The sequence below is a fragment of the Mycobacterium sp. 663a-19 genome, from assembly GCF_035616495.1.
Lineage (GTDB): Bacteria > Actinomycetota > Actinomycetes > Mycobacteriales > Mycobacteriaceae > Mycobacterium.
Genome location: NZ_JAPJAV010000002.1, coordinates 457,162 through 481,908, shown reverse-complemented (window position 1 = coordinate 481,908; position 24,747 = coordinate 457,162). Strand labels below are relative to the sequence as shown.

The 24,747-nt window shown below is 69.5% G+C and carries 25 protein-coding genes; 15 read left to right on the top strand and 10 right to left on the bottom strand.

Features of this window, described 5'->3' with window-relative positions:
* Positions 1-4 precede the first annotated feature (4 nt).
* Together OQ968_RS06605 and pheA are read right to left on the bottom strand one after the other, a co-directional pair.
* The gene (locus tag OQ968_RS06605; RefSeq protein ID WP_324675889.1) at positions 5-691 is read right to left on the bottom strand and encodes a histidine phosphatase family protein; all 687 of its coding nucleotides are present in this window, start codon (positions 689-691) and stop codon (positions 5-7) included.
* A complete protein-coding gene (gene pheA, locus OQ968_RS06600; protein ID WP_324675887.1) occupies positions 688-1,629 on the bottom strand; it encodes a prephenate dehydratase in 942 nt (313 codons plus the stop codon). The genes OQ968_RS06605 and pheA overlap by 4 nt, the downstream gene beginning before the upstream one ends.
* Before the next feature lie 92 nt (positions 1,630-1,721).
* Here pheA and OQ968_RS06595 point away from each other — a divergent pair, with 92 nt between their 5' ends.
* Positions 1,722-2,516, top strand: coding sequence for a DUF2470 domain-containing protein (locus tag OQ968_RS06595; RefSeq protein ID WP_324675885.1), 795 nt, complete (start codon positions 1,722-1,724; stop codon positions 2,514-2,516).
* 30 nt (positions 2,517-2,546) lie between these two features.
* Positions 2,547-3,689: an LCP family protein gene (locus tag OQ968_RS06590; protein ID WP_324675883.1), complete on the top strand. Its 1,143-nt coding sequence runs from the start codon at positions 2,547-2,549 to the stop codon at positions 3,687-3,689.
* A gap of 19 nt (positions 3,690-3,708) precedes the next feature.
* On the opposite strand, the gene OQ968_RS06585 is transcribed toward OQ968_RS06590, so the two are convergent.
* Together OQ968_RS06585 and OQ968_RS06580 are read right to left on the bottom strand one after the other, a co-directional pair.
* Complete coding sequence (locus OQ968_RS06585) at positions 3,709-4,527, bottom strand: glycerophosphodiester phosphodiesterase (protein WP_324675881.1); 819 nt, start codon at positions 4,525-4,527, stop codon at positions 3,709-3,711.
* 4 nt (positions 4,528-4,531) lie between these two features.
* The gene (locus tag OQ968_RS06580; RefSeq protein ID WP_324675879.1) at positions 4,532-5,554 is read right to left on the bottom strand and encodes a DUF4328 domain-containing protein; all 1,023 of its coding nucleotides are present in this window, start codon (positions 5,552-5,554) and stop codon (positions 4,532-4,534) included.
* Between the two features lie 393 nt (positions 5,555-5,947).
* Here OQ968_RS06580 and OQ968_RS06575 point away from each other — a divergent pair, with 393 nt between their 5' ends.
* The 10 genes from OQ968_RS06575 to rraA all read left to right on the top strand — a co-directional run bounded on the left by OQ968_RS06575 (position 5,948) and on the right by rraA (position 11,790).
* Entirely contained in the window at positions 5,948-6,103 is a 156-nt protein-coding gene (locus OQ968_RS06575; protein ID WP_324675877.1) for a hypothetical protein, read from the top strand.
* A 153-nt stretch (positions 6,104-6,256) separates the two neighbouring features.
* Positions 6,257-6,880, top strand: coding sequence for a superoxide dismutase (locus tag OQ968_RS06570; RefSeq protein ID WP_324675876.1), 624 nt, complete (start codon positions 6,257-6,259; stop codon positions 6,878-6,880).
* 162 nt (positions 6,881-7,042) lie between these two features.
* Complete coding sequence (locus OQ968_RS06565) at positions 7,043-7,576, top strand: peptidase (protein WP_324675874.1); 534 nt, start codon at positions 7,043-7,045, stop codon at positions 7,574-7,576.
* A gap of 217 nt (positions 7,577-7,793) precedes the next feature.
* Positions 7,794-8,492, top strand: coding sequence for a TMEM165/GDT1 family protein (locus OQ968_RS06560; protein ID WP_324675872.1), 699 nt, complete (start codon positions 7,794-7,796; stop codon positions 8,490-8,492).
* Between the two features lie 448 nt (positions 8,493-8,940).
* Positions 8,941-9,339 (top strand): transcriptional regulator, encoded by a 399-nt coding sequence (locus OQ968_RS06555; RefSeq protein ID WP_324675870.1) that lies wholly within the window; start codon positions 8,941-8,943, stop codon positions 9,337-9,339.
* 123 nt (positions 9,340-9,462) lie between these two features.
* Positions 9,463-10,119, top strand: coding sequence for a DUF6474 family protein (locus tag OQ968_RS06550; RefSeq protein ID WP_324675868.1), 657 nt, complete (start codon positions 9,463-9,465; stop codon positions 10,117-10,119).
* 22 nt (positions 10,120-10,141) lie between these two features.
* Positions 10,142-10,264 (top strand): hypothetical protein, encoded by a 123-nt coding sequence (locus OQ968_RS06545; protein WP_324675866.1) that lies wholly within the window; start codon positions 10,142-10,144, stop codon positions 10,262-10,264.
* Positions 10,261-10,770 carry a copper resistance CopC family protein gene (locus OQ968_RS06540; protein ID WP_324675864.1) on the top strand — a complete coding sequence of 170 codons (510 nt, stop codon included), beginning with the start codon at positions 10,261-10,263 and terminating at the stop codon, positions 10,768-10,770. The genes OQ968_RS06545 and OQ968_RS06540 overlap by 4 nt, the downstream gene beginning before the upstream one ends.
* A 94-nt stretch (positions 10,771-10,864) precedes the next feature.
* Entirely contained in the window at positions 10,865-11,308 is a 444-nt protein-coding gene (locus tag OQ968_RS06535; RefSeq protein WP_324675862.1) for a nucleoid-structuring protein H-NS, read from the top strand.
* Positions 11,305-11,790, top strand: coding sequence for a ribonuclease E activity regulator RraA (gene rraA, locus OQ968_RS06530; protein WP_324675860.1), 486 nt, complete (start codon positions 11,305-11,307; stop codon positions 11,788-11,790). The genes OQ968_RS06535 and rraA overlap by 4 nt, the downstream gene beginning before the upstream one ends.
* Here the strand turns inward: rraA and OQ968_RS06525 are convergent.
* Positions 11,787-13,256 carry an NAD(P)/FAD-dependent oxidoreductase gene (locus OQ968_RS06525; RefSeq protein WP_324675858.1) on the bottom strand — a complete coding sequence of 490 codons (1,470 nt, stop codon included), beginning with the start codon at positions 13,254-13,256 and terminating at the stop codon, positions 11,787-11,789. The genes rraA and OQ968_RS06525 overlap by 4 nt on opposite strands.
* A 76-nt stretch (positions 13,257-13,332) precedes the next feature.
* On the opposite strand from OQ968_RS06525, the gene OQ968_RS06520 reads away from it, so the two are divergent.
* Together OQ968_RS06520 and dinB are read left to right on the top strand one after the other, a co-directional pair.
* Positions 13,333-13,977, top strand: a complete 645-nt coding sequence (locus OQ968_RS06520) for a TetR/AcrR family transcriptional regulator (protein ID WP_324675856.1) — start codon at positions 13,333-13,335, stop codon at positions 13,975-13,977.
* 14 nt (positions 13,978-13,991) lie between these two features.
* Complete coding sequence (dinB, locus tag OQ968_RS06515; protein WP_324675854.1) at positions 13,992-15,197, top strand: DNA polymerase IV; 1,206 nt, start codon at positions 13,992-13,994, stop codon at positions 15,195-15,197.
* 16 nt (positions 15,198-15,213) lie between these two features.
* Here the strand turns inward: dinB and OQ968_RS06510 are convergent, their stop codons facing one another.
* The 3 genes from OQ968_RS06510 to OQ968_RS06500 are packed head-to-tail and all read right to left on the bottom strand — an operon-like array spanning position 15,214 to position 17,223.
* Positions 15,214-15,732 carry a cupin domain-containing protein gene (locus OQ968_RS06510; protein ID WP_324675852.1) on the bottom strand — a complete coding sequence of 173 codons (519 nt, stop codon included), beginning with the start codon at positions 15,730-15,732 and terminating at the stop codon, positions 15,214-15,216.
* Between the two features lie 32 nt (positions 15,733-15,764).
* Entirely contained in the window at positions 15,765-16,769 is a 1,005-nt protein-coding gene (locus OQ968_RS06505; RefSeq protein ID WP_324675850.1) for a PHP domain-containing protein, read from the bottom strand.
* 22 nt (positions 16,770-16,791) lie between these two features.
* Entirely contained in the window at positions 16,792-17,223 is a 432-nt protein-coding gene (locus OQ968_RS06500; RefSeq protein ID WP_324675848.1) for a hypothetical protein, read from the bottom strand.
* Positions 17,224-17,273: 50 nt separating this feature from the next.
* On the opposite strand from OQ968_RS06500, the gene OQ968_RS06495 reads away from it, so the two are divergent.
* Positions 17,274-18,131, top strand: coding sequence for an LLM class F420-dependent oxidoreductase (locus tag OQ968_RS06495; protein WP_324675847.1), 858 nt, complete (start codon positions 17,274-17,276; stop codon positions 18,129-18,131).
* Between the two features lie 355 nt (positions 18,132-18,486).
* On the opposite strand, the gene OQ968_RS06490 is transcribed toward OQ968_RS06495, so the two are convergent.
* Positions 18,487-19,953 (bottom strand): glutamate synthase subunit beta, encoded by a 1,467-nt coding sequence (locus OQ968_RS06490; protein ID WP_324675845.1) that lies wholly within the window; start codon positions 19,951-19,953, stop codon positions 18,487-18,489.
* The gene (gltB, locus tag OQ968_RS06485) at positions 19,946-24,541 is read right to left on the bottom strand and encodes a glutamate synthase large subunit (RefSeq protein WP_324675843.1); all 4,596 of its coding nucleotides are present in this window, start codon (positions 24,539-24,541) and stop codon (positions 19,946-19,948) included. Before gltB ends, OQ968_RS06490 begins: the two co-directional genes overlap by 8 nt.
* Positions 24,542-24,747 lie beyond the last annotated feature (206 nt).

Genomic DNA, 24,747 nt, shown 5'->3' with positions numbered 1-24,747 from the left:
CGGGTCAGCCCATCGGGTCGGTGCTCGACCGCACCGCGTCCTCGACGGGGCTGGCGTCGGGCTGCGGGTAGAACGGCGGCGTCAACGTTCCCCACCGCAGACAACTCCACCGCCCGTCGGTGATCGGCGCCAACACCACCGACTCGGCGTTGTCCAGGTGGTTGTCCAGCGCGAAGTTGGCGTCCACCCCGGCCAGCACCGCGGACGCCAGCCGGATCGCCGCGCCGTGGCTGACGACGACGATGTCGCCGTCCCAGTCGTCGTCGTCGAGGTAGCGCATCCGCAGTTCGGTGAGCACCGGCACGTAGCGGTCCAACACCTCGTTGCCGGTCTCGCCGCCGGGCAGCGGCACGTCGAGCTCGCCGTGATGCCACCGGTCGTAGATGGCGTTGAACTCCGCGACCGCGTCGTCGTCGCTGCGGTTTTCCAGCTCCCCGACCTGCACCTCATGGATGCCGACGACCTCGTGGGCCGCCACGTCGAGCGCGGCGCCGATCACCGCGGCCGTCTGCGACGCCCGGGTGGCGATCGAGTGCGTGAGCATCGCCGGCCGCCCGGAGCCGAGGGCGAACGCCCGGGCCTGGTCGCGGCCCTTCGGTGTCAGCTCGGCGCCCGGCAGCCGGGTGTCCAGCCTGCGCTCGACGTTGCCGTAGGACTGGCCGTGCCGCACCAGCACCAGACGACCGCTCATGAGTCGAAGTCCTGCTCCGGTTTGCCCGCCCGCAACCGCGCCAGCCACCGCGACGCCTCGTCGGCCGGCGGCGGCAGCACGCCGGCGGCCGCGCCCGTCGGCCAGGAACCCAGGTATCGCACACTGGCACAACGACGGTGCAGCGCCTTGAGTGCCTCGGCGACCGCGTCGTCGTCGATGTGGCCGACGCAGTCGGCGAAGAACAGGTAGGTGCCCAGCTCGGTGCGGGTCGGACGGGATTCGATCCGGGTCAGGTCGATACCGCGGATGCCGAATTCGGCGAGCGCGCCCAGCAGCGCCCCGGGCACGTTGTCGACGCTCAGCACCACCGACGTGCGGTCGGCGCCGGTGCGGGCCGGCGGCGGGCCCGGCAGGCCGGCCAGCACGAAGCGGGTGCGGGCGTTGGGTTCGTCGACGACACCGTCGGCCAGGACGTCCAGCCCCCAGCGGGCGGCGGCCAGGGGCGAGGTCACCCCGGCGTCGGCGTTGCCGTCGGCCACCTGTCGCGCGGCGTCGGCGTTGGAGTAGGCCGGCCGCAGCTCGGTCCCGGGCAGCCGGGCGGTGAGCCAGTGGCGCACCTGGGCCGCGGCCACCGGGAACGCCGCGACCGTGCGCACGTCGGCGGCGCCCCGGCCCGGCTTGACGACGATGCTGAACGCCACGTCCAGCGTCGTCTCGGCGAAAACCTGCAACGGTGAGCCGATGGCCAGGCTGTCCAGGGTGGCCATCACCGACCCGTCGATCGAGTTCTCGATGGGCACGCACGCGTAGTCGGCATCGCCGTTGCGAACGGCGTCCAGCGCCGCCGGCGTGCTCTCGATCGGCAGTTGCCGCACGGGCTCCGGCCCCCGGTCGGGAACCAGTCCGGCCGACCTCATCTGGACCAACGCCGCCTCGGTGAAGGTCCCCTCGGGACCCAGATATGCAATGCGGACCACGCTCCAACCCTAACGGCGGCCACCCCGAAACAAGGGTTGCGTCGCCGGTGCATCTAAGTTAACTTAGCCTTACCTAAGCCAATGGGAGAACGATGTTACCGCAGACCAGCGCCGCGCCGACGACCGCCGAACGCATCCGCAGCGCCTGCACCCGGGCCGGCGGTGCGCTCCTGGCCATCGAGAACGGGGACGGCCGCGAGGGACCGGTCGCCACGCCGGTGCATCACCTGCTGCACGACGGGTCCTTCGCCGTCGCGCTTCCGGCCGACCGCGACGCCGCGCGGGTGGACGGGTCGCAGGCCCTGCTCGAGCTGACCGACTACGCGCCGCTGCCGCTGCGCGAACCCGTCCGCTCCCTGGTGTGGGTCCGCGGCCGGCTGCGACGGGTGCCGCCGGGCGCGGTGCCGAAGATCCTCGACCTGATCGCCACCGAGTGCCCGGACCCGGCACTGTTGCAGGTCGACAGGCCCCGGTCCGCGCCGCCGGACGGGACGGAGGCCCGGTACCGCCTGCTGCGGCTCGAGATCGCGTCCGTGGTGGTGGCCGACGCCACCGGCGCCGAGGCCGTCGGCGTCGCGGACCTGCTCGCGGCCCGCCCCGACCCGTTTTGCGAGATCGAGTCGAACCTGTTGTGGCACTTGGACAATGCGCACGGCGACGTCGTCGCGCGACTGGTGTCCCGGCTGCCGGCGACGCTGCGCCGCGGACGCGTCCGCCCACTGGGGCTCGACCGCTACGGGGTGCGGTTCCGCATCGAGGGCGACGACGGCGACCGCGACGTGCGGCTGCCCTTCCACAAGCCGGCCGACGACATGCCCGGGCTGAGCCAGGCGTTCCGGGTGCTGATGGGCTGCCCGTTCATCAACGGGCTGCGCGCCCGCCGGTAACCGGCCCCCGACGCCACGTACGTTATCCGGGTGAACGGCGACAGATCCCCGGAGCGGCCGGAGCCGCCGCGTCCGGAGCCGCCGCGTCCGGAGCCGCCGCAGGTGATTCGTCGCCACACCGCGTCGCCGACGGCCGAGACGGTGCCGCTGCGCCGGGCGCCCACGCAGGTACCCCCGCCGCGTCCCGTCGCGCCGAGGGCACGGCGCAGGCGCCGCTGGGGCCGCAGGGTGGCGCTGCTCCTGCTGATCGGCGCGCTACTGGCCGGCGCCGGCATCGTGGGCGGGGCCGCCTGGTTCGACAGGACGCTGCGCCGCGAGGCGGTGCTGACGGACTACGCCGACCGGCCCGCGGCCGGCCGCGGCACCAACTGGCTGCTCGTCGGGTCCGACAGCCGCCGGGACCTGACCGCCGAGCAGCAACAGGACCTGTCCACCGGCGGCGATGTCGGCGCCGGCCGCACCGACACCATCCTGCTGGTGCATGTGCCGTCGTTCGGTTCGAGCACGCCGGCGACGATGGTCTCGCTGCCGCGCGACTCCTACGTGCCCATCCCCGGCCACGGCAAGGACAAGATCAACTCCGCGTTCGTCATGGGCGGGGCGACCCTGCTGACGCAAACCGTCGAGCAGGCCACCGGGCTACGCCTCGACCACTACGTCGAGATCGGATTCGCCGGCTTCGCCGCGCTGGTCGACGCGCTCGGCGGGGTGACCGTGTGCCCGACCGCGCCGGTCAGCGACCCGTTGGCCGGCATCGACCTGCCGGCCGGCTGCCAAAAGCTCGAGGGCCGCAACGCGCTCGGCTACGTCCGGTCCCGCGACACGCCGCGGGCGGATCTGGACCGGATGATCAACCAGCGGCAGTTCATGTCGGCGCTGCTGCACCGCGCGTCGAGCCCGTCGGTGTGGCTGAACCCGTTTCGCTGGTACGCGATCGCGCATGCCGCGGCCGGCGCCCTGACCGTCGACCGGGGCGACCACGTATGGGACCTCGCCCGATTGGGCTGGGCGCTGCGCGGGTCCCCCACCTCCGTGACGGTGCCGATCGGCGAGTTCGGCAGCGGCGACGCGGGCGCGGTGGTGGTGTGGAACCACGACGTGGCGGGCAAGCTGTTCGACGCGCTGGCCGCCGACGCCCCGGTGCCCGCCGAGGCGCTCGACGGACAGCGGTAACGGCTTCCGGGCGCCCGATTCAGTCGCCGACGCTGCGGGCGTGCTGCAACCAGGCCTTCGTGCGGCCCGGGTGGTGCGTGGCCAGCCAGGCCACCCCGACGTCCCGGCAGAAGTCGATGTCCTCGTACTCGTCGACGTTCCAGCAGTACACCGCCCGGCCCTGGGCGATCGCGCGGTCGACGAGTTGCGGATACTCCTTCAACGCCGCCAGCGACGGCCCGACGGCGGTGGCGCCGACGGCGGTGGCGGCGCTGCTGGCCAGGTACCGCGCGTTCCGTCCGAGCAGCACCGTCGGCAGCATCGGCGCGGCGCGCCGGATCCGCCAGACCGCGGCCGCCGAAAACGACATCACCACCGCGCGCGAGCGGTCGGCCGACGCGGGCGAGGCGATGCCGAAGCGGTGCAGCAGCGCCAACAACTTGCTCTCGACCAACGAGCCGTACCGGACCGGGTGCTTGGTCTCGACGAAGAGCTTCACCGGCCGGTGCCAGTCCAGGACGAGGCCGACGAGCATGTCCAACGTCAGCAGGCCGGTGTCGCCGTGCGCGCCGTCCGGGCGCCAGCTGTCGTGCCACGCGCCGTATTCCAGCTCGCGCAGCTGGGCCAGGGTCATGGTGCTGACCAACCCCGCCCCCGTCGACGTCCGGTCCAGCCGACGGTCATGCACGCAAACCAGGTGGCCGTCGCGGGTCAGCCGCACGTCGCATTCGACGCCGTCGGCGCCCTCCTTGAGCGCGAGATCGTATGCGGCGAGCGTGTGTTCGGGGCGGGCGGCCGACGCGCCGCGGTGGGCCACGACAAAGGGGTGCCCGGCGAGCACCTCGTCGGCCCATGTCATACCGCTATGCTGCCGGTTCCTGCCCCCGCAACTCAACCTGACCCGCGTCCTCGGGGTCCACCACGACCCAGCGATGCGCGGGCCGTTCGACCGGTTTGCGCACGAAGCCCTCGAACACCCGGGCCGCGGCGGCCACGGTGGCCGCCGCGAGCAGATACGCGAACACCATCATGACGGTGTTGTCGGCGATGCCCTGCGCGTCGGTGGCGAAGCTGGAGACCATCGCGAAGGTCGAAACCGTGTAGCTGGCGACCCACGCGATCCACCACACCAGGATCGGTCTCTTCAGCCGGTGGTAGTGCTCCTCCATCGTCGCGAGCTCGATGACGAACACCGGCGCCCACAGCAGGTTGGCCAGCGGCACCACACAGCCGGCCCACAGCGCCCGCACGGAGCGCGGCTCCGGCATCCGATGGTGCGAGAACACCGCGGCCCGCCGCGCGATGAGCCAGCGGATCAGCATCACCCCGGCGGTGATCACCGCCGCGAGCGCCGCCACGCTGGCCAGGATCCCGAGCCAGTCGGCCGCGACGGCCACCACCGTGTTCAGCAGCGTGTTCCGGTTGACGATCAACAGCACGTACCGCACGACGTACACCAGGGCCGCGATGCCGAGCACCAGCACGCCGACGAAGATGCTGGTGCGCACCGACGCGACCGATGGCCCTGTCGGCGTTGGGGTTTCGGCCCCCGCGGGGGCCTGCTCGACGCGGTCGGCCAACCCCCAGCGCGGGATCACGGTGTAGCGCGGGGTGGGCCCGAGGGGCCGCAGCCGGCGCCGCGCGGGCGGTGCGGCACCGGGGCGCACCGCGATCCACCGGAAGCCCGGCGGCAGCCGGGGCGGGGTGCGCTGCCACCCGGCCGGCCGCGGCGGCGCCGGCGGGATACCGCGGGTGCCCCACTGTGGGCCGGCGGGGGGCGGATCCGCCAGGGGCGCCATCAGCGCGCCGCGACAGCGGGGGCACCATTCGCGCCGCCGGTCGCGCACGTTCCACCGAGTGCCGCACTGGGAGCACACCTGGATCACCGGACCAGCGTAGCTCCGGCGGCGAGCCGGGCCGGCGGCGCGGACCGGGTGCGCCGCGAGGCGTCCGCAACGTGAACGTTCGCTTGAGGCTATCCACAGTTTCCACAGGTTTATCCACACCGGTCTTTCGGGTACAAACGCCATCTGCACTGCCTCAGCCGGTGCACCCGGGCCGCGACTGTGGATAACACCGGGTGGTTCCGGCGCGCTATCGACAGCCCGGAACGGGCTCCGAGCGAAATGGATTGCCCAGCTAAGCACCCGCGACCGCGGCGGGCGGGTGCGGCGCCGCGTTTTTCATGCCCGCCGCGACGCGTTATGATCGCCATCACGAAAACGTCGTTGTGACTCACCTCACTGGAGCGGGGTGAACGTGCTGGTGGAAGGCGATTGATGGCCACGCATTCGTTCCGTCCGGGATCATCGGGCCCCTCGAACTCGTATTCCGGCTCGCCCACCTGGAGCCATAGCTACAGCGTCGCGTGCCTGCGGGCCGGCCTGATCGCGCTGGCATTACTGGCGGTTCTCGCCATCATCGTCTTGTCGTGACGTTTCGCCGAACGGATATCGGGGTTACCGGCTACTAGCCGTTTCTTGCGGCGGGCGCGCTCATGGAGCAGGGTTGATCATGGCTGGCCGCCGCGTGGCAGCCCCGCGCGATGAGCGTCCGATCACCAACGATGCACCGAAGAAAGGAATGCCGTGGCTGTATACACCCTGCCCGATTTGGACTGGGACTACGGAGCGCTGGAACCGCACATCTCCGGCCAGATCAACGAGCTCCACCACGATAAACACCACGCCACCTATGTCAAGGGCGCCAACGACGCCCTGGAAAAGCTGGAGGAGGCCCGCTCCAAGGGAGACCATGCCGCCATCCTGCTGAACGAGAAGAACCTCGCGTTCAACCTCGGCGGACACGTCAACCACACCATCTGGTGGAAGAACCTGTCGCCCAACGGCGGCGACAAGCCGACCGGCGAGCTCGCCGCGGCCATCGACGACGCGTTCGGGTCCTTCGACAACTTCCGCGCCCAATTCCATGCCGCGGCGACCACCGTGCAGGGGTCGGGCTGGGCGGCGCTGGGCTGGGACACCCTCGGCAACAAGCTGCTGGTCTTCCAAGTGTACGACCACCAGTCCAACTTCCCGCTCGGCATCGTGCCGCTGCTGCTGCTCGACATGTGGGAGCACGCCTTCTACCTGCAGTACAAGAACGTCAAGGTCGATTTCGCCAAGGCGTTCTGGAACGTCGTCAACTGGGCGGACGTGCAGGACCGCTACGCCGCCGCGACCTCGAAGACCAAGGGGTTGATCGCCGGCTGAGGCCGTTTCCGGGCTGGGGCGTCACGGGCATCCGTGGCGCCCCTGTCTTTGCCGGAGGCCACCGGCCGTGTCGAGTTGCAACGCGCCTAAACCGCAGGCATTCTTAGTTATTCGAGCTGCCAGCGTGGTTATTTCGGAGGAAGGCGTCGCGCGGAGGTCGAGGTGGACACAGGGTCGAGCGGACCGATAGGGGTCGCCCCGTTCCATGCCCGCGGTGCGCTCAAGGGGTTCGTCATCTCCGGGCGTTGGCCAGACTCGACCAAGGAATGGGCCCAGCTGCTGATGGTCGCGGTCCGGGTGGCCTCCCTGCCCGGATTGCTCTCCACCACAACCGTGTTCGGCGCCCGCGAGGAGCTGCCCGACGAACCCGAGCCGGGCACCGTCGGCCTGGTCCTGGCCGAGGGCACCGTCTTCGGTGAATCGGCAATCCCGCCAGGGTATTTCGCCGATCATCAGCCCCCGGCGCTGCTGATGCTGCACCCGCCGTCGGAAACCATGCCGTCGTTGCCGGAGTGCACGGGCGCCGCGTCCGGATGCGTGCTGCTTCCGGGATTGCCGTATCTGGGGCTGGAGCACCGCGCGGCCTGGGTGGAAGCGGAGGCCGACGGCACCATCACGTCCATGGTGAGCCGCGTCGGCGTCGACCCCATCAGCCATCCCGACACCGCGATCCTGGCGATGCTACTTGCCGCATAAGGGATTTCGGATTCCCGAACTTTCTCCGCGCGCTGGCGCCCGCCGGATCAGCCCGTTAGCCTGAGACGGTCAGCGAAGGGGAGTAGCCCCGAATCGTCGAGTCGACATACTGGCGCACAGCCCGGCCGGCGAACCGGTCCGAACGGATCGGTGGGCGAGACCTTCGACCGATGTTCGGCGACTTGGTCGTCGACAACGCGTCGAAAGGTCGTCCCGCATGCTCGCCGCCACGTTGTTAAGCCTCGGGGTGGTTTTCCTCGCCGAACTCGGCGACCGCTCTCAGCTCATCGCCCTGACCTACGCGCTGCGCTGCCGCTGGTGGGTGGTGCTGATCGGGGTCGGGATCGCGTCGTTCGGCGTGCACGGGGCCTCGGTGACCGTCGGCCACTTCCTGGGCGCCGCGCTGCCGGCGCGCCCGCTGGGGTTCGCGTCCGCGGTCGCGTTCCTGATCTTCGCGGTGTGGGCGTGGCGCGAGGGCACGACCAAGGACGAGGCGGTCTCGAGCCCGGCCGAGCCGCGCTTCGCGCTCGTCGCCGTGATCTCGTCGTTCGTGCTCGCCGAAATGAGCGACAAGACGACGCTGGCCACCCTCGCGCTGGCCAGCGACCAGGACTGGCGCGGCGTGTGGATCGGCTCGACGGTGGGCATGGTCGTGGCCGACGCCCTGGCGATCGGCGTGGGCGCGCTGCTGAATCGCCGACTGCCCCAGCAGCTGCTGCACGTGCTGGCCAGCCTGCTCTTCCTGATGTTCGGCCTGTGGATGCTGTTCGACGGCGCGCTGGGCCAGCGGCCGCTAGCAATCTCGGCATCCGCGATGGTGGTGCTGGCCGCCGCGGCGGCCGCGGCCGCGCAAACTCTGCGGCGGCGCCGCCGAACCGAAGTCTCGATCACCGGGAGGTCACCGGACATCGCCTAGCTGCTGACGGCACCACCGCTCCCCGGCCCCGGCCGGCAGCCGCCCCCAGAGGTATCTCCGTGGGCAGGTGCGCTGTACCTACGGTCCGTTCCACCGCCGCTTTGCAGACCTGGCAGCAAATCTGCCGTTCGATGGGGTCAGGTTGCCTGCCGATCGCGGCGCGATCGGCCAGCACGATCGGTGCGGCCTCCGGGCCGGGTCCCAACCCGCTGGCCCGCCACTTCGACGCCGCACCCCGATTCTGCGGATAACCTGTGAGTTTCGGATATTTAGTGGACACCCCAGCGAATCAGTTAGACGCTCGTCCAGTGAGGAATTGGCGGGCGCCAGCAACGCCGCCACCAAAACCGCTAGGGTTTGCACTTGGTCGCGTACTCAGGCGCTCGCTACCATGAGCAAATATGCATAGGTAACAGTTCACTTCTACAGCCCAGTGGAGGTCATATCGATGAGCACGACGTTCGCCGCCCGCCTGAACCGCCTGTTCGACACGGTTTATCCACCCGGACGCGGGCCGCACACCTCCGCGGAGGTGATCGCGGCGCTCAAGGCGGAGGGCATCACGATGTCGGCTCCCTACCTGTCGCAGCTACGTTCCGGCAACAGGACGAACCCGTCGACAGCCACCATGGCGGCGTTGGCAAACTTCTTCCGCATCAAGTCGGCGTACTTCACTGACGACGAGTACTACGAAAAGCTCGACAAGGAATTGTCGTGGCTTGCCACGATGCGCGACGACGGTGTGCGCCGCATCGCGATGGGGGCCGCCGAGTTGTCTCCCGAAGCCCAGCAGGACATCGCGGAGCGGGTCAACGAGCTGCGCCGTAAAGAGCAGCTCGGCGCCTAAAGCACACCGAGGCAGTGCAGCCCGACCTGAACGGCTGCCGCCGGTCCATTCCCATTAGGGTTGGCTCACGGATCGCGTACACGCGAGAGCGATAGTCCACGAGATACCGGGAGGCGGCCGGGAATGGCCCTGTTCCGCAAGCGAAAGAGTCGCGCCACGCGCCGCGCCGAAGCCCGCGCGATCAAGCACCGCGCCAGGCTCGAGGCCCGGCTGGCCGCCAAGAACGAGGCCCGCCGCATCAAGGGCGACCTGCGCGCCGCGGACAAGGCGCTCAAGGCCCAGATCAAGGCGCAGCGGGACAGCGACCGCGCGGCGGTCAAGGTCGCCGAGGCCGAACTCAAGGCGGCGCGGGAGGGAAAGCTGCTGTCGCCCACGCGCATCCGCCGGCTGCTGACCGTGTCCCGGTTGCTCGCCCCGATCCTGACCCCCCTGATCTACCGGGCCGCGGTGTCCGCCCGCGCGCTCATCGACCAGCGCCGCGCGGACCGGCTGGGGGTTCCGTTGGCTCAGATCGGCCAGTTCTCGGGGCGCGGCGCGGAGCTGTCGGCGCGGATCGCCGGGGCCGAGAAGTCGTTGCGGATGGTGCAGGAGAAAAAGCCCAAGGACGCCGAAACCAAGCAGTTCGTCGCCGCCATCGACGAACGGCTCACCGACCTTTCGGCGGCCGTCACCGCCGCCGAGAACATGCCGGCGGCGCGCCGCCGGACCGCCCACGGCGCGATCTCGTCGCAGCTCGACGGGATCGAGGCGGACCTGATGGCCCGGCTCGGGTTGACCTGAAAGCGGTTGCCGGACATGGTATTTGACGACGGTCGGGTTCCGCGCGTCGCGATCGCCGGACAACACCGCCCGCCTCCTGGGCGGGGCGGCCCTGGTGCTGGGCGCGCTGGGCTTCTTGCTGGTGCTGGTGCGCCGACGAGCATGAGGCGAGCGGCGGGTGTCGCGTGGGCGGGGGTGCTGTTGGCCGCCCTGGCACTGACCGCGATCCTGAACGCGCACGTGGCGCTGGCGCACGCCGCGCGCGTGTCCGCCGAACCGGCGGAAAATGCGGTCCTGACGACAGGTCCCGACCGGGTCAGCGCCACCTTCAACGAGCGGCTGCAGACCACGTTCGCGGCCATGACGGTCGTCGGGCCCGACGGCAACGTGTGGTCGACGGGGGAGCCGACGGTGCAGGGCGCGGTGGTCGGCGTCGGCGTGCGACCGCTCGGGCCATCGGGGACCTATACGGTGAACTACCGGGTGACGTCGGCCGACGGCCACGTGGTGTCCGGTTCCTGGTCGTTTCGGCTGGCGGTGCCGGGCAGCGGTACCCCCGGGCCGGCCGCCGCGACCGACACCGGCGGTGAGTTCCCGGTCTGGCCGTTTGTGGTGGTAGCGGTGGCGCTCGTCGCCGCGGGCGCCCTATGGGCGGCCCGGCGCAGGCCGTGACCGGCCCCGCTCACCGAGGCGCCCAGTGGCGCCCTGGCATGATGGGACGCGACGACCCGGTGCGCTAGAGACAAAGCTGCAAAGGAGCGGCCGCATGGCAGACCCTCAGGATCACCCCAACAGCGAGCCCAACGGCGCATCGACACCGCCGGAGAACAAGCCCCCCGCCGAGCCGGTCAACGAGCCGGTCAAGAAGGCCGCGAAAGCGCCCGCCAAGAAGGCGCCGGCCAAGAAGGCGGCCGCGAAGAAGGCCCCCGCCAAAAAGGCCGCCAAGAAATCACCTGCCAAGAAAGCCCCCGCCAAGAAGGCAGCCGCAAAGACCCCGGAACCCACCCAGCAGCGGATCGAAACCAACGGCCAACTGGCCGCCGCGAAAGATGCTGCGGCGCAGGCGAAGTCAACGGTCGACCGCGCGAACAACCCGCTTCCCGCCGACGTTCCGGCGCCCACCGCGAGCCCGTTGCCGGTGCCGGTGCTGGTTGCCCTGGCGCTCAGCCTCCTGGCGATCCTGTTGGTGCGGCAACTGCGGCGTCGTTGACCGCGTCATTCCGGCCGACCGCCGACCTCGTAGACAGCATCGGGCCCGACGTTCGCAGCTGCGACCTCCAGTTCCGCCAGTTCGGGGGCCGCGCGCAATTCGCCGGGCCCATCAACACCGTGCGCTGCTTCGAGGACAATGCGCTGCTGAAATCGGTGCTCTCGCAGCGCAGTGCGGGCGGGGTCCTGGTGATCGACGGGGCCGGCTCCCTGCACACCGCGCTTGTCGGCGACGTCATCGCCGAACTGGCGCGCTCCAACGGCTGGGCCGGGCTGATCGTCAACGGGGCGGTGCGAGACGCCGCGGCGCTGCGCGACATCGACATCGGCATCAAGGCGCTGGGCACCAATCCCCGCAAGAGCACCAAGACCGGCGCCGGCGAGCGCGGCGTCGAAATCAGCCTGGGTGGTGTGATTTTCGTGCCCGGCGATACCGCCTACAGCGACGACGACGGCATCGTCGTCGTCGCGCCGGGTGACTAAACCGCCACCGTCACGGGCTTTTTCGCGAACCGCAGGCCTTCGTCGGCGATCTTGCCGCGCCGGATCAGCTGAATGTCGCGCACGTAGTTCTGGTTCAGCCGCCACGGCGTGCGTGAGCCCTGCCTGGGCAACTCGTCCAGCGAGCGCAGCACGTAGCCCGGGGTGAACTCCATGAACGGGCGCTCCTCGACATCGGAACCCGGATGCTCGACCACCACGGTGTCAAAACCGTTGTCGTCCATGTAGTTCAGCAGCCGGCAGGCGAACTCCGACACCAGGTCGGCCTTGAGCGTCCACGACGCGTTGGTGTATCCCACCGTGTAGATCATGTTCGGCAGCCCGGACAGCATCATGCCCTTGTAGGCCATCGCCTTGGTCAGGTCCACCGGCGTCCCGTCGACGCTCACCGTCGCCCCACCGAACAGCTGCAGGTTCAAACCCGTTGCGGTGATGATGATGTCGGCCGGCAGCTCCTGACCCGAGTTGAGCCGGATGCCGGTTGGGGTGAACCGGTCGATGGTGTCGGTGACCACGTCGGCCTGCCCGTGCCGGATGGCGCGGAACAGGTCGCCGCTGGGAACCAGGCACAGCCGCTGATCCCACGGGTTGTAGTTCGGGCCGAAGTGCTTCTGCACGTCGTAGCCCTCGGGAAGCTGGCGGCGCACAAAGCCGAGCAGGATCTTCCGCATCCGCCGCGGCCACTTCTGACAGGCCGCGTACAGCGCCGCCTGCCGCAGCACGTTCCTCCAGCGAACCACGGTGTACGCCTGCGTCTCGGGCAGCCAGCGGTTGAGCCGTTCGGCGAACTTGTCGCGCTTGGGCTGGGAGACGATGTAAGTCGGTGACCGCTGCAGCATCGTGACGTGCCCCGCACCCGACTCCGCCAGCGCGGGGATCAGCGTGACCGCGGTGGCGCCGCTGCCGATCACGACGATGTTCTTGCCGGCGTAGTCGAGGTCCTCGGGCCAGTGCTGTGGATGGATGATCGGGCCGGTGAAGTCCTCCGCGCCCTCGAACCTCGGCGCGTAGCCCTGCTCGTAGTTGTAGTAGCCGCTGCACAGGAACAGGAAAGTGCAGGTGATGGTCTTCGCCGTGCCGTCGCTTTCGATCTGCAGGGTCCAGCGGTTGTCCGCGCTGGACCAGTCGGCGCCGACCACCTTGTGGTTGAGCCTGATGTGCTGGTCGATGCCGTACATCGCGGCGGTGTCCTTGACGTAGTCGAGGATCGGCCCGCCGTCGGCGATGGCCTGGCGCTCGGTCCACGGCCGGAACCGGAAGCCCAGCGTGTACATGTCGGAGTCGGAGCGGATGCCCGGGTAACGGAAAAGGTCCCAGGTGCCCCCCATGGCGGCACGCTTCTCCAGGATGGCGTAGCTCTTGGTCGGGCAGCGGTCCTGCAGGTGCCAGGCCGCGCTCACGCCGGAGATTCCGGCGCCCACGATGACGACGTCAAGGTGCTCGGTCATTCCGCCACGCTATCAACGTCGCGTCGAGTCGGTCAACACTCTGTCGAAATACTCAACACCGTGTAAAGTAGCGGCCGTGACCAGCCCGACCCGCGCCCTGCGCGGCCGCCGCTCCATCCGCCCCTCGGGCGACGACCGCGAGCAGGCCATCCTCGCGACCGCCGCGCGGCTGCTCGAAGAGCGCTCGTTCGCCGACATCTCGGTCGACGACCTGGCCAGGGGCGCCGGCCTGTCGCGGCCCACCTTCTACTTCTATTTCAAGTCCAAGGAGGCGGTGCTGCTGTCGCTGCTCGAGCCGGTGATCGCGAGTGCCGACGCGGAGATCGACGACGCTATTGCGCGGTTACCCGCGGACCCGCTCCGGGCATGGCGCCACGGCATCAAGGCGTTTTACACCGCGTTCGCCTCGCAGCCAGCGCTGAGCCGCGCCGCCCGGGAGGCGCTGGCCACCAGTTCCGAGTTGCGCAGCGTCTGGTCGGGGTTCATGCAGAAGTGGATCGATCAGACGGCGGCCATGATCACCGCCGAACGGGCCCGCGGCGCCGCACCGGAGACCGTCCCGGCCGCGGACCTGGCGACCTCGCTGAACCAGATGAACGAGCGCACCATGATGGCCGCGCTGTCCGCCGAGACCCCGGCCGTCGACCCGGACCGGGTCGTCGACACCCTCACCCACGTCTGGGTCAGCAGCATCTACGGCGAGCCCGGCCGACTGTCGTAACCCCGTGCGAACATGTGTTCGTGCGGTGTGACGCGTCCATCCTGCACGCGGATCTCGACTCGTTCTACGCGTCCGTGGAGCAGCGCGACGACCCGACGCTGCGTGGCCGCCCGGTGATCGTTGGCGGCGGCGTCGTGCTGGCCGCCAGCTACGAGGCCAAGGCCTACGGCGTGCGCACCGCGATGGGCGGGTCGCAGGCGCGCCGGCTGTGCCCGCACGCCGTCGTGGTGCCGCCGCGGATGACCGCGTACACCCGCGCCAGCGACGCCGTCTTCGAGGTGTTTCGCGACGTCACACCGATCGTGGAGGCGGTGTCGGTGGACGAGGCGTTCCTCGACGTCGGCGGCCTGACCCGGGTGTCCGGCCCGCCGCTGCAGATCGCTCGCAGGCTGCGCACCCAGGTGGGCGATCGCGTGGGACTGCCCATCACGGTCGGGGTCGCGCGGACCAAGTTCCTGGCCAAGGTCGCCAGCCGGGAGGCCAAGCCCGACGGGCTGCTGCTGGTGCCGCCGGATCGCGAGCTGGCCTTCCTGCACCCGCTGCCGGTGCGCCGGCTGTGGGGCGTGGGCGCGGTGACCGCCGACAAGCTGACCGCGCACGGCATCGCGACCGTCGCCGACGTCGCCGAGCTCAGCGAGTCGACGCTGGCCTCGTTGCTCGGCGCCGCGATGGGCCGCCAACTGTTTGCGCTGTCCCACAATATCGACCGCCGTCGGGTGACCACCGGGGCGCGCCGCCGGTCGGTGGGCGCCCAGCGGGCGCTGGGCGCGGCCGGCAACCGCATGTCCCCCGCCGAGGTCGACGCGGTGGTGGTCGGCCTGATCGACCGGATCACCACCCGGATGCGCGCCGCCGGGCGCACCGGTCGCACGGTGGTGCTGCGGCTGCGGTTCGACGACTTCGGCCGGGCGACCCGGTCGCACACGCTGCCGTGGGCCACGTCGTCGACGCAGCCGATCCTGGCCGCCGCCCGGCGGCTGGTCGCGGCGGCGGGCCCGCTGATCGCCGAGCGCGGGCTGACACTGGTCGGCTTCGCGGTGTCGGGAATCGATCGCACCGGCGCTCCGCAGCTGATGCTGCCGTTCGGCGAGGGCGAAGGCCGACTCGCGGTCGACGCCGCGATCGACCGGGTGCGCAGTCGCTACGGCCGGTCCGCGCTGACGCCCGCGGTGTTGCTCGGCCGCGACACCGGCCTGGAGATGCCGCACCTGCCCGACTGAGTTTCGACGACGTCTTTCATGGCGAGAGAGGCGGCCCGACGACCTCGATGCCATAGGAAGCGGCCAGTTCGGCGAGAGCGGCGGGGTCGGGCGGCACCTCATCCGGTGGGCCCATCACCGTGCCGGTGACCGGTGATCCGGCGGCGAGCGTGAACCGGTCGAAACCCGCTGGCGTGTGCAGGGTGAGGAACCGGGCCTGCGGGCTGGTGACCACGAACCCATGCGGGAGCTGGCGTGGCAGGAATGCGACCGCTCCCGCCCCTACGGCGTGCGCCTCGCCGCTCACCTCCACGCGCAGTTCGCCGTCGATCACAAAGAAGGTTTCGTCGTCGGCCAGATGCCGGTGCACGGGACTGCCGTAGCCGCGCTCACCCTGGTGTTCCAGCACTGCCAGGTTTCGGGCCGTCGCATCTGCCCCGGCGCGTATGCGGATCAGTCCGCCCAGAAACCACACCGCCCGCTGAACCTCCGGCGTGAGGACCGCGGGGCCGCCCGGCGCGCCGGTGTCGCTGTGAAAGGTCATGGTCCAGATCACACACCGAGCGCCTCATCGCCGTCCAGAGCAGCCTATGAACCCGTCCACTCCAAGAGCTTCTCGGCCGGCCAGGTGTTGACGATCCGGTCCACCGACACGCCGGCGCCCAGCGCGCGCTGGGCGCCGTAGCCCAGGAAATCGAGCTGGCCGGGGGCGTGCGCGTCGGTGTCGATGCTGAACAGGCAGCCGATCTCCAGCGCCAGGTTCAGCAGCCGGGTGGGCGGGTCGCGGCGTTCGGGGCGGGAGTTGATCTCCACGGCGGTGCCGTGATCGCGGCAGGCGGTGAACACGGCCTCGGCGTCGAACTTCGACTCGGGCCGGATCCCGCGGTTCCCGGCGACCAGCCGGCCGGTGCAGTGGCCGAGCACGTCGGCGTGGCCGTTGGACACGGCGCGCACCATGCGCCGAGTCATCGCGTCGGCGTCCATCGACAGCTTCGAGTGCACGCTGGCCACCACCACGTCGAGGCGCTCCAGCAGCGCGGGCTCCTGGTCCAGGCTGCCGTCCTCAAGGATGTCGACCTCGATGCCGGTGAGGATGCGCATCGGCGCGAACTCGTCGCGCAACCTGTCGATCACGTCCAGCTGGGCGCGCAGCCGCTCCGGCGAGAGCCCGTTGGCGATCGTCAGCCGCGGCGAATGGTCGGTCAACGCGCAATACTCGTGGCCCAGCTCCGCCGCGGTGGCCATCATCTCCTCGATGGGCGCCGAGCCGTCGGACCAGTTGGAATGCAGGTGCAGATCCCCGCGCAGCGCGGCACGCACCTCGCCACCACCGAGATCGGTTGCGGCAGAGCGCAATTCGATCAGCGCGTCGGGTTCGCGGCCGGCCCAGGCCTGCGCGATGACCTTCGCGGTCTTGGGCCCGATGCCGGGCAGCGTCTGCCAGCTGTTGGCCTGCCCGTGGCGTTCCCGCGCGGCGTCGTCGAGGCCCTCGATGATGTCGGCCGCCCTGCGGTAGGCCATGACGCGCTTGGGGTCCTGGCGGCTCCGGTCCTTGTAATAGGCGATGCGCCGCAGCGCGATTACCGGATCCATGACTCCAGTGTGCCCGCCCGGGTCACGAGAACTGCCCGGCGACGAACCCGGCGAGGATCACGCCGAAGCCGCCGATCTCCCCGACGATGAGCGCCGCCATCTCCACCCGCAGCCGACGGTTGGCGTTTTCGAACTGGTTGGTGGTGTCGCGGCGCGCGCCGTGGTGGATGTAGCTGGCGATGGCCGCGAGGAAGAAGAACACGACGACCATCGCCGCCGTCAGGTTGACCCAGGCCGGCCACGCGCTGAATTCGACGAACACCGCGAGCAGCAGCGTCGCGAACGAATAGAGCAACGCCGCCCGGTGCGCGATGTCGACATAGGGATGGGCCCTGTGGTCCTCGGCGGCCATGATCTGCCGGTACTTCCAGACGCCGAGAACCAGCGCGAGCAGAAAGATCAGCCCGGCCGCCAGCAGGGTGACCTTGGTGTCGATTCCGAGCGCGCACGTCATGGTGTCAGGAGTTTAGTTGCCCTTAATAAAGCCCGGCTAACGTCGGGGATATGCGATTCGCTTTCAAGACCTCACCCCAAAACACCACCTGGGCCGACATGCTCGCCGTGTGGCGGGCCGCCGACGACATCGACGTCTACGAGTCCGGGTGGACCTTCGACCACTTCTATCCGATCTTCTCCGACAGCGACGGTCCCTGTCTGGAGGGCTGGACGACGCTGACCGCGCTGGCGCAGGCCACCGGGCGGTTGCGGCTGGGCACGCTCGTCACGGGCATTCACTACCGCCACCCCGCCGTGCTGGCCAACATGGCGGCCGCGCTCGACATCATCTCCGACGGACGCCTCGAACTCGGGATCGGCGCCGGGTGGAACGAGGAGGAGTCGGGCGCCTACGGCATCGAGCTGGGCTCCGTCAAGGAGCGTTTCGACCGGTTCGAGGAGGCCTGCGCGGTGCTGATCAGCCTGCTCAGCGAGCACACCACCGACTTCGCCGGCAAGTACTACCAGCTCAACGGCGCCCGCAACGAACCCAAAGGGCCGCAACGCCCGCACCCGCCCATCTGCATCGGGGGCAGCGGGGAGAAGCGCACCCTCCCGATCACGGCGCGCTACGCCCAGCACTGGAATTTCGCGGGCGGCACGCCCGAGCAGTTCGCGCGCAAGCGCGACGTGCTGGCCGCGTGCTGCGCGGACATCGGGCGCGATCCCAAGGAGATCACCCTGTCGGCGCACCTGTTCCTGGGGCCCGACCGCAACTTCGGGAAGGTCATCGAGGACGCCGCGGGGCTGGCCGCCGAAGGACTCGACCTCGGCATCGCGTACATCTCACCGCCGCACGACCCCGCCGTCCTGGAGCCGTTGGCGGACGCGATCCGGGATTCGGGACTGTGGGACGGGTCGCAATAACGATTTGGTAACGCTGAGCAAACGCGCCGGGCAAACCCTGGATGCGAGCGCTGATCGGCTACACCCCGAAAGCCATCAGCTCTTCAGCGGTGACCAGACGCTCTTGCTTGGCGGGAAACTCGCGGCTCTTCATCGGGTGACGAAACCATGACCAGGCGATTCGCCCCATCCGCGACCGAGGTACTGGGTTGATATGCACAGTGATCACTCCTGCGATCGGTCCGTTCCACGGGACTCCCCCTGTGACGAAGCCCACAACGGCCCATTAGACACCCGTGCGCTGGCAAACGTGGGCAGAAACGCCGAAATTTGATATCAGTGTTTCTATTGTGGCTGGTGTGATTTCTGGTGTGGCTTACTGAAGCGGCACGGCCGTCGGCTTGATGGGCGCCGGCAGCGCCGTCGCACCCATCAGATACCGGTCCGCGCCCGCCGCGGCGGCCCTGCCCTCGGCGATCGCCCACACGATCAGCGACTGCCCGCGACCCATGTCGCCGGCAACGAACACACCGGGGACCGAGGTGTCGAAGTCGGCGCCGCGCGCGACGTTGCCGCGCTCGGTGAACTCGACGCCGAGGTCGGTGAGCAGGCCGGCCTTCTCCGGGCCGACGAATCCCATCGCCAGCAGCACCAGGTCGGCCTCGAGTTCGAAATCGGAGCCCTCGACCTTGACGAACTTGCCGTCCTGCATCGTCACCTCGTGCGCCTTGAGCGCGGTGACGTGCCCGTCCTTGCCGACGAACTCCTCGGTGTTGACCGAGAACACCCGCTCGCCGCCCTCCTCGTGCGCCGCCGACACCCGGTACATCAGCGGGTAGGTCGGCCACGGGGTGGATTCGGCGCGTTCGTCCGGCGGACGCGGCATGATCTCGAACTGGTGCACCGCGACCGCGCCCTGCCGGTGCACGGTGCCCAGGCAGTCGGCTCCGGTATCACCGCCGCCGATGATGACGACCTTCTTGCCCTTGGCGGTGATCGGCGGCTCGCCATCCGGACCGAGGACGTCGTCGCCCTCCTGCACACGGTTGGCCCAGGGCAGGAACTCCATCGCCTGGTGGATGCCGTCCAGTTCGCGTCCCGGGACGGGCAGGTCGCGCCAGGCGGTGGCGCCGCCGGCCAGCACCACGGCGTCGAAGTCGGCGCGCAGCTGCTCGGCTGTGATGTCCACCCCGACGTTGACGCTGGTCTTGAATTCGGTTCCCTCGGCGCGCATCTGGTCCAGCCGCCGGTCCAGGACACGCTTTTCCATCTTGAATTCCGGGATGCCGTAGCGCAGCAGCCCGCCGATGCGGTCGTCGCGCTCGAAGACGGTCACACTGTGGCCGGCGCGCGTCAGCTGCTGGGCGGCGGCCAGGCCCGCCGGGCCCGAGCCCACCACGGCGACCGACTTTCCGGTCAGCTTGTGCGGGGGCAGCGGCACCACGAAGCCTTCCTCGAAGGCCCGGTCGATGATGTCCAGCTCGATCTGCTTGATGGTCACCGGATCCTGGTTGATGCCGAGCACACACGCCGGCTCGCACGGCGCCGGGCACAACCGGCCGGTGAAGTCGGGGAAGTTGTTGGTGGCGTGCAGCCGCTCGATCGCGTCGCGCCAGCGGCCCCTGCGCACCAGGTCGTTCCACTCCGGGATCAGGTTGCCTAGCGGACATCCGTTGTGGCAGAAGGGAATACCGCAGTCCATGCAGCGGGTTGCCTGCTCGCGCAGGGTCTTCTCGTCGAAGTCTTCATAGACCTCGTTCCAGTCCCGCAACCGCAGCGGGACAGGCCGGCGCTTCGGCAATTCCCGATGCGTGTATTTCAGGAAGCCGGTCGGATCAGCCATGCGCGGCCGCCATGATCGCCTTGTCGACATCCACGCCGTCGCGCTCGGCTTCGGCGATGGCCTGCAGCACCCGCTTGTAGTCCCGCGGCATCACCTTGGCGAAATGCCGCTGCTGCCCGGGCCAGTCGGCCAGAATCCGCTGCCCGACGGCGGAATCCGTGGCATCGACGTGCGCCTGGATCGTGCCGTGCAGGTACTCGACGTCGTCCTCGTCGAGGCTCTCGAGCTCGACCATCTCGGCGTTGAGGTTCTGCGGGAATTCGCCGTCCGGGTCGTAGACGTAGGCGACACCGCCGGACATGCCCGCCGCGAAGTTGCGGCCGGTGCGGCCGAGGATGACCACCTTGCCTCCGGTCATGTACTCGCAGCCGTGATCGCCGACGCCCTCCACCACCGCGTGCGCGCCGGAGTTGCGGACCGCGAACCGTTCGCCGACCACGCCGCGCAGGTAGGCCTCCCCGCTGGTGGCCCCGAACAGGATCACGTTGCCGCCGATGATGTTGTCCTCGGCGACATAGTCCGGCGGCGCGTTGTCGGACGGCCGCACCACGATCCGGCCACCCGACAGGCCCTTGCCGACGTAGTCGTTGGCGTCGCCGTAGACGCGCAGCGTGATCCCCCGGGGCACGAATGCGCCGAAGCTGTTGCCCGCCGATCCCTCGAAGGTGATGTCGATGGTCCCGTCCGGCAGGCCTTGGCCGCCATAGGCTTTCGTCAGCTCGTGGCCGAGCATGGTGCCGACCGTGCGGTTGACGTTGCCGATGGTGGTGGAGAACCGCACCGGCTTGCCCGAATCCAGCGCCTCGCGGCTCATCACGATCAGCTGCTGATCGAGCGCCTTGTCCAGGCCGTGATCCTGGCGCGAGCTGCAGTACAGGTCCTGGTTCATGAACGCCGACTCCGGCTCGTGCAGCACCGGCGTCAGGTCCAGCCGGTGCGCCTTCCAATGCGCCCGGGCCAGCGTGGTGTCGAGCGATCCCACCTGCCCCACGGCCTCGTTGAAGGTGCGGAAGCCCAACTGCGCCATGTACTCCCGGACTTCCTCGGCGATGAACATGAAGAAGTTCTCCACGAATTCGGGCTTTCCGGTGAACCTCTCCCGCAGCACCGGGTTCTGGGTGGCCACGCCGACCGGGCAGGTGTCGAGGTGGCACACCCGCATCATGATGCAGCCGGCGACCACCAGCGGCGCCGTGGAGAAGCCGAATTCCTCGGCGCCCAGCAGCGCGGCAATCATCACGTCGCGGCCGGTCTTGAGCTGGCCGTCGACCTGGACCACGATGCGGTCGCGTAAACCGTTGAGCAGCAACGTCTGCTGCGTCTCGGCCAGGCCCAGCTCCCACGGCGCGCCGGCGTGCTTCATCGACGTCAGCGGGGTCGCGCCGGTGCCGCCGTCGTGGCCCGAGATCAGCACCACGTCGGCGTGCGCCTTGGACACACCCGCGGCCACGGTGCCGACGCCGTTCTCGGAGACCAGCTTCACGTGCACCCGCGCGGAGGGGTTGGCGTTCTTGAGGTCGTGGATCAGCTGCGCCAGATCCTCGATGGAGTAGATGTCGTGGTGCGGCGGCGGCGAGATCAGCCCGACGCCGGGCGTGGAGTGCCGGACCTCGGCGACCCACGGGTACACCTTGTGGCCCGGAAGTTGTCCTCCCTCACCGGGTTTGGCGCCCTGCGCCATCTTGATCTGGATGTCGGTGCAGTTGGTCAGGTAGTGCGAGGTGACACCGAACCTGGCCGAGGCGACCTGCTTGATCGCGCTGCGGCGCCAATCGCCGTTGGGGTCGCGGTCGAAACGCCGCACGTCCTCGCCGCCCTCGCCGCAGTTCGAGCGGCCGCCCAGGCGGTTCATCGCGATGGCAAGCGTCTCGTGCGCCTCGGCGGAGATCGATCCGTAGCTCATCGCGCCCGTCGCGAAGCGCTTCACGATCTCGCTGGCGGGCTCGACCTCGTCGAGCGGAACCGGCGGGCGCACGCCCGCACGGAACTTCAGCAACCCGCGCAGCGACGCCATCCGCTCGCTCTGGTCGTCGACCAGGCGGGTGTAGTCCTTGAAGATCTTGTACTGGCCGGTGCGGGTGGCGTGCTGCAGCTTGAACACGGTCTCCGGGTTGAACAGGTGGTACTCACCCTCGCGGCGCCACTGGTACTCGCCGCCCACCTCGAGCTCGCGGTGGGCGCGCTCGTCGGGCCGGTCCAGGTACGCCAACTGGTGCCGGGTGGCGACGTCGGCGGCGATGTCGTCCAGCGTGATGCCGCCGGTCGGGCAGCTCAGCCCGGTGAAGTACTCGTCGAGCACGTCCTCGGAGATGCCCACCGCCTGGAACAGTTGCGCGCCGGTGTAGGAGGCCAGCGTCGAAATGCCCATCTTGGACATCACTTTCAGCACACCCTTGCCGGCGGCCTTGATGTAGTTGTTCAGCGCGGTGTTGCGGTCGATCCCGTTCGTGCCGCCCTCGATGACGCCGCGGTCGAGCATGTCCTCGATCGACTCGAAGGCCAGGTACGGGTTGACCGCCGCGGCGCCGAAGCCGATCAGCATCGCCATGTGGTGAACCTCGCGGGCGTCACCGGATTCCACGACCAGACCTACGTGGGTGCGGGTGCGATCGCGCACCAGGTGGTGGTGCACCGCCGACACCGCCAGCAGCGACGGGATGGGCGCCATCGTGTCGTCGGACCCACGGTCGGACAGGATGATGACCCGCGCGCCGTCGGCGATCGCCGCCGAGGCCCGGGCCCGCACCTCGTCCAGCGCGGCCGCCAGCCCCGCACCGCCCTCGGCGACCGGGTACAGGCAGCGAATCACCTTGGAGCGCAGGCCGTGTGGCCGTCCGTTGACTTCGTCTTCGGGGTTGAGGTTGACCAGCTTGGCTAGCTCGAAATTCCGCAGAATCGGCTGCGGCAGCCAGATCTGGTGACAGGACAGCTCCGTCGGGGTGAGCAGGTCGCGCTCCCCGCCGGTGGTGGCCTGCAGGCTGGTCACCACCTCTTCGCGGATGGCGTCCAGCGGCGGGTTGGTCACCTGAGCGAACAGCTGGTGGAAGTAGTCGTAGAGCATCCGCGGCCGCTGCGACAACACCGCCACCGGGGTGTCGGTGCCCATCGATCCGATCGGCTCGGCGCCGGTGCGGACCATCGGCGCCACCAACAGGTTGAGTTCCTCGTAGGTGTAGCCAAATGTCTGCTGCCGCCGGACAAGTCGCTCGTGCGGCATCCGCACGTACTCGCCCGCCGGCAGCTTGTCGATCGGGACCAGGCCCTTCTCGAGCCACTCCTGGTAGGGGTGCTCGGCGGCCAGCTCCGCCTTGATCTCCTCGTCGGAGACGATGCGGCCCTGCTTGGTGTCCACCAGGAACATCCGGCCCGGCTGCAGCCGCATCCGCTTCACCACCGTCGACGGGTCCAGGTCCAGCACGCCGGCCTCGGAAGCCATGACCACCAGGCCGTCGTCGGTCACCCAGATCCGCGACGGACGCAGGCCGTTGCGGTCGAGCACCGCGCCCACGATGGTGCCGTCGGTGAAGGTCATCGACGCCGGGCCGTCCCACGGCTCCATCAGCGACGCGTGGTACTGGTAGAACGCCCGCCGCGCCGGGTCCATCGACTCGTTGCGTTCCCAGGCCTCGGGGATCATCATCAGCACCGCGTGCGGCAGGCTGCGCCCACCCAGGTGCAGCAGCTCCAGCGCCTCGTCGAAGCGGGCGGTGTCGGAGCCACCCGGGGTGCAGATCGGGAACAGCTTCTCGACGTCGTCGTAGGACCCGAAGATGTCGGTGTGAAACAGCGCCTCGCGGGCGCGCATCCAGTTCTCGTTGCCGGTGACGGTGTTGATCTCGCCGTTGTGCGCGATGCGACGGTAGGGGTGGGCCAGCGGCCACGACGGGAACGTGTTCGTGGAGAACCGGGAGTGCACGATACCCAGGGCGCTGGTCAGCCGATCGTCCTGCAGGTCAAGGTAAAACGCCTTGAGCTGCGGGGTGGTGAGCATGCCCTTGTAGACCAGCGTCTGGCCCGAGAGGCTGGGGAAGTAGACGGTTTCGCGGCCCGGTCCGTCCTGGCCCGGGCCCTTGGTGCCGAGCTCGTGCTCGGCGCGCTTGCGGACGACATAGGCGCGGCGCTCCAGCGTCATGCCGGAGGCGCCCGCGATGAACACCTGCCGGAATGTGGGCATCGCGTCGCGGGACAACGCGCCCAGCGACGAGTCGTCGGTCGGCACGTTTCGCCAGCCCAGCACCTGCAGGCCCTCGGACTCGGCGATCTTCTCCACCGCGGCGCAGGCGGCCGCGGCGTCCTTGGACGACTGCGGCAGGAACGCGATGCCGGTCGCGTAGCTGCCCGCCGCGGGCAGCTCGAAGTCCACGACCTCGCGCAGGAACGCGTCGGGAACCTGGATCAGGATGCCGGCGCCGTCGCCGCTGCGCGGCTCGGCGCCCTGAGCGCCACGGTGTTCGAGGTTGAGCAGCGCGGTGATCGCCTTGTCCACGATGTCGCGGCTACGGCGGCCGTGCATGTCGACGACCATGGCTACCCCGCACGAATCGTGCTCGAACGCGGGGTTGTACAACCCTACGCGCTTGGGCGTCATACGCACCTGACCCTTCACCAGAACTTTCTGCACGACCGTTGTCTGCGGCTCCGACGGGGCCGCACCCGGAGGTTGCGGGCTGAGCCCCTTCGGTCTTGTCGATAGGCTGTCCCCCAGGCGGAAGTGTTCCGGTCAGGGAATCGTCCGTGCTGCGCTGAACGGTGGCGAGTACCCGGTCTCGACAAGTCGTAAAACGATATGACAAA

Bases quoted from the DNA above. Each gene is read 5' to 3' on its own strand.
- OQ968_RS06525 (WP_324675858.1), bottom strand. From the start codon at position 13,256: ATGACCGAGCACCTTGACGTCGTCATCGTGGGCGCCGGAATCTCCGGC.
- OQ968_RS06500 (WP_324675848.1), bottom strand. From the start codon at position 17,223: ATGACGTGCGCGCTCGGAATCGACACCAAGGTCACCCTGCTGGCGGCC.
- OQ968_RS06540 (WP_324675864.1), top strand. From the start codon at position 10,261: ATGAGGCGAGCGGCGGGTGTCGCGTGGGCGGGGGTGCTGTTGGCCGCC.
- OQ968_RS06505 (WP_324675850.1), bottom strand. From the start codon at position 16,769: ATGGATCCGGTAATCGCGCTGCGGCGCATCGCCTATTACAAGGACCGG.
- OQ968_RS06490 (WP_324675845.1), bottom strand. From the start codon at position 19,953: ATGGCTGATCCGACCGGCTTCCTGAAATACACGCATCGGGAATTGCCG.
- OQ968_RS06575 (WP_324675877.1), top strand. From the start codon at position 5,948: ATGGCCACGCATTCGTTCCGTCCGGGATCATCGGGCCCCTCGAACTCG.
- OQ968_RS06585 (WP_324675881.1), bottom strand. From the start codon at position 4,527: ATGACATGGGCCGACGAGGTGCTCGCCGGGCACCCCTTTGTCGTGGCC.
- OQ968_RS06550 (WP_324675868.1), top strand. From the start codon at position 9,463: ATGGCCCTGTTCCGCAAGCGAAAGAGTCGCGCCACGCGCCGCGCCGAA.
- OQ968_RS06560 (WP_324675872.1), top strand. From the start codon at position 7,794: ATGCTCGCCGCCACGTTGTTAAGCCTCGGGGTGGTTTTCCTCGCCGAA.
- OQ968_RS06535 (WP_324675862.1), top strand. From the start codon at position 10,865: ATGGCAGACCCTCAGGATCACCCCAACAGCGAGCCCAACGGCGCATCG.
- OQ968_RS06605 (WP_324675889.1), bottom strand. From the start codon at position 691: ATGAGCGGTCGTCTGGTGCTGGTGCGGCACGGCCAGTCCTACGGCAAC.
- gltB (WP_324675843.1), bottom strand. From the start codon at position 24,541: ATGACGCCCAAGCGCGTAGGGTTGTACAACCCCGCGTTCGAGCACGAT.
- OQ968_RS06595 (WP_324675885.1), top strand. From the start codon at position 1,722: ATGTTACCGCAGACCAGCGCCGCGCCGACGACCGCCGAACGCATCCGC.
- OQ968_RS06495 (WP_324675847.1), top strand. From the start codon at position 17,274: ATGCGATTCGCTTTCAAGACCTCACCCCAAAACACCACCTGGGCCGAC.
- OQ968_RS06555 (WP_324675870.1), top strand. From the start codon at position 8,941: ATGAGCACGACGTTCGCCGCCCGCCTGAACCGCCTGTTCGACACGGTT.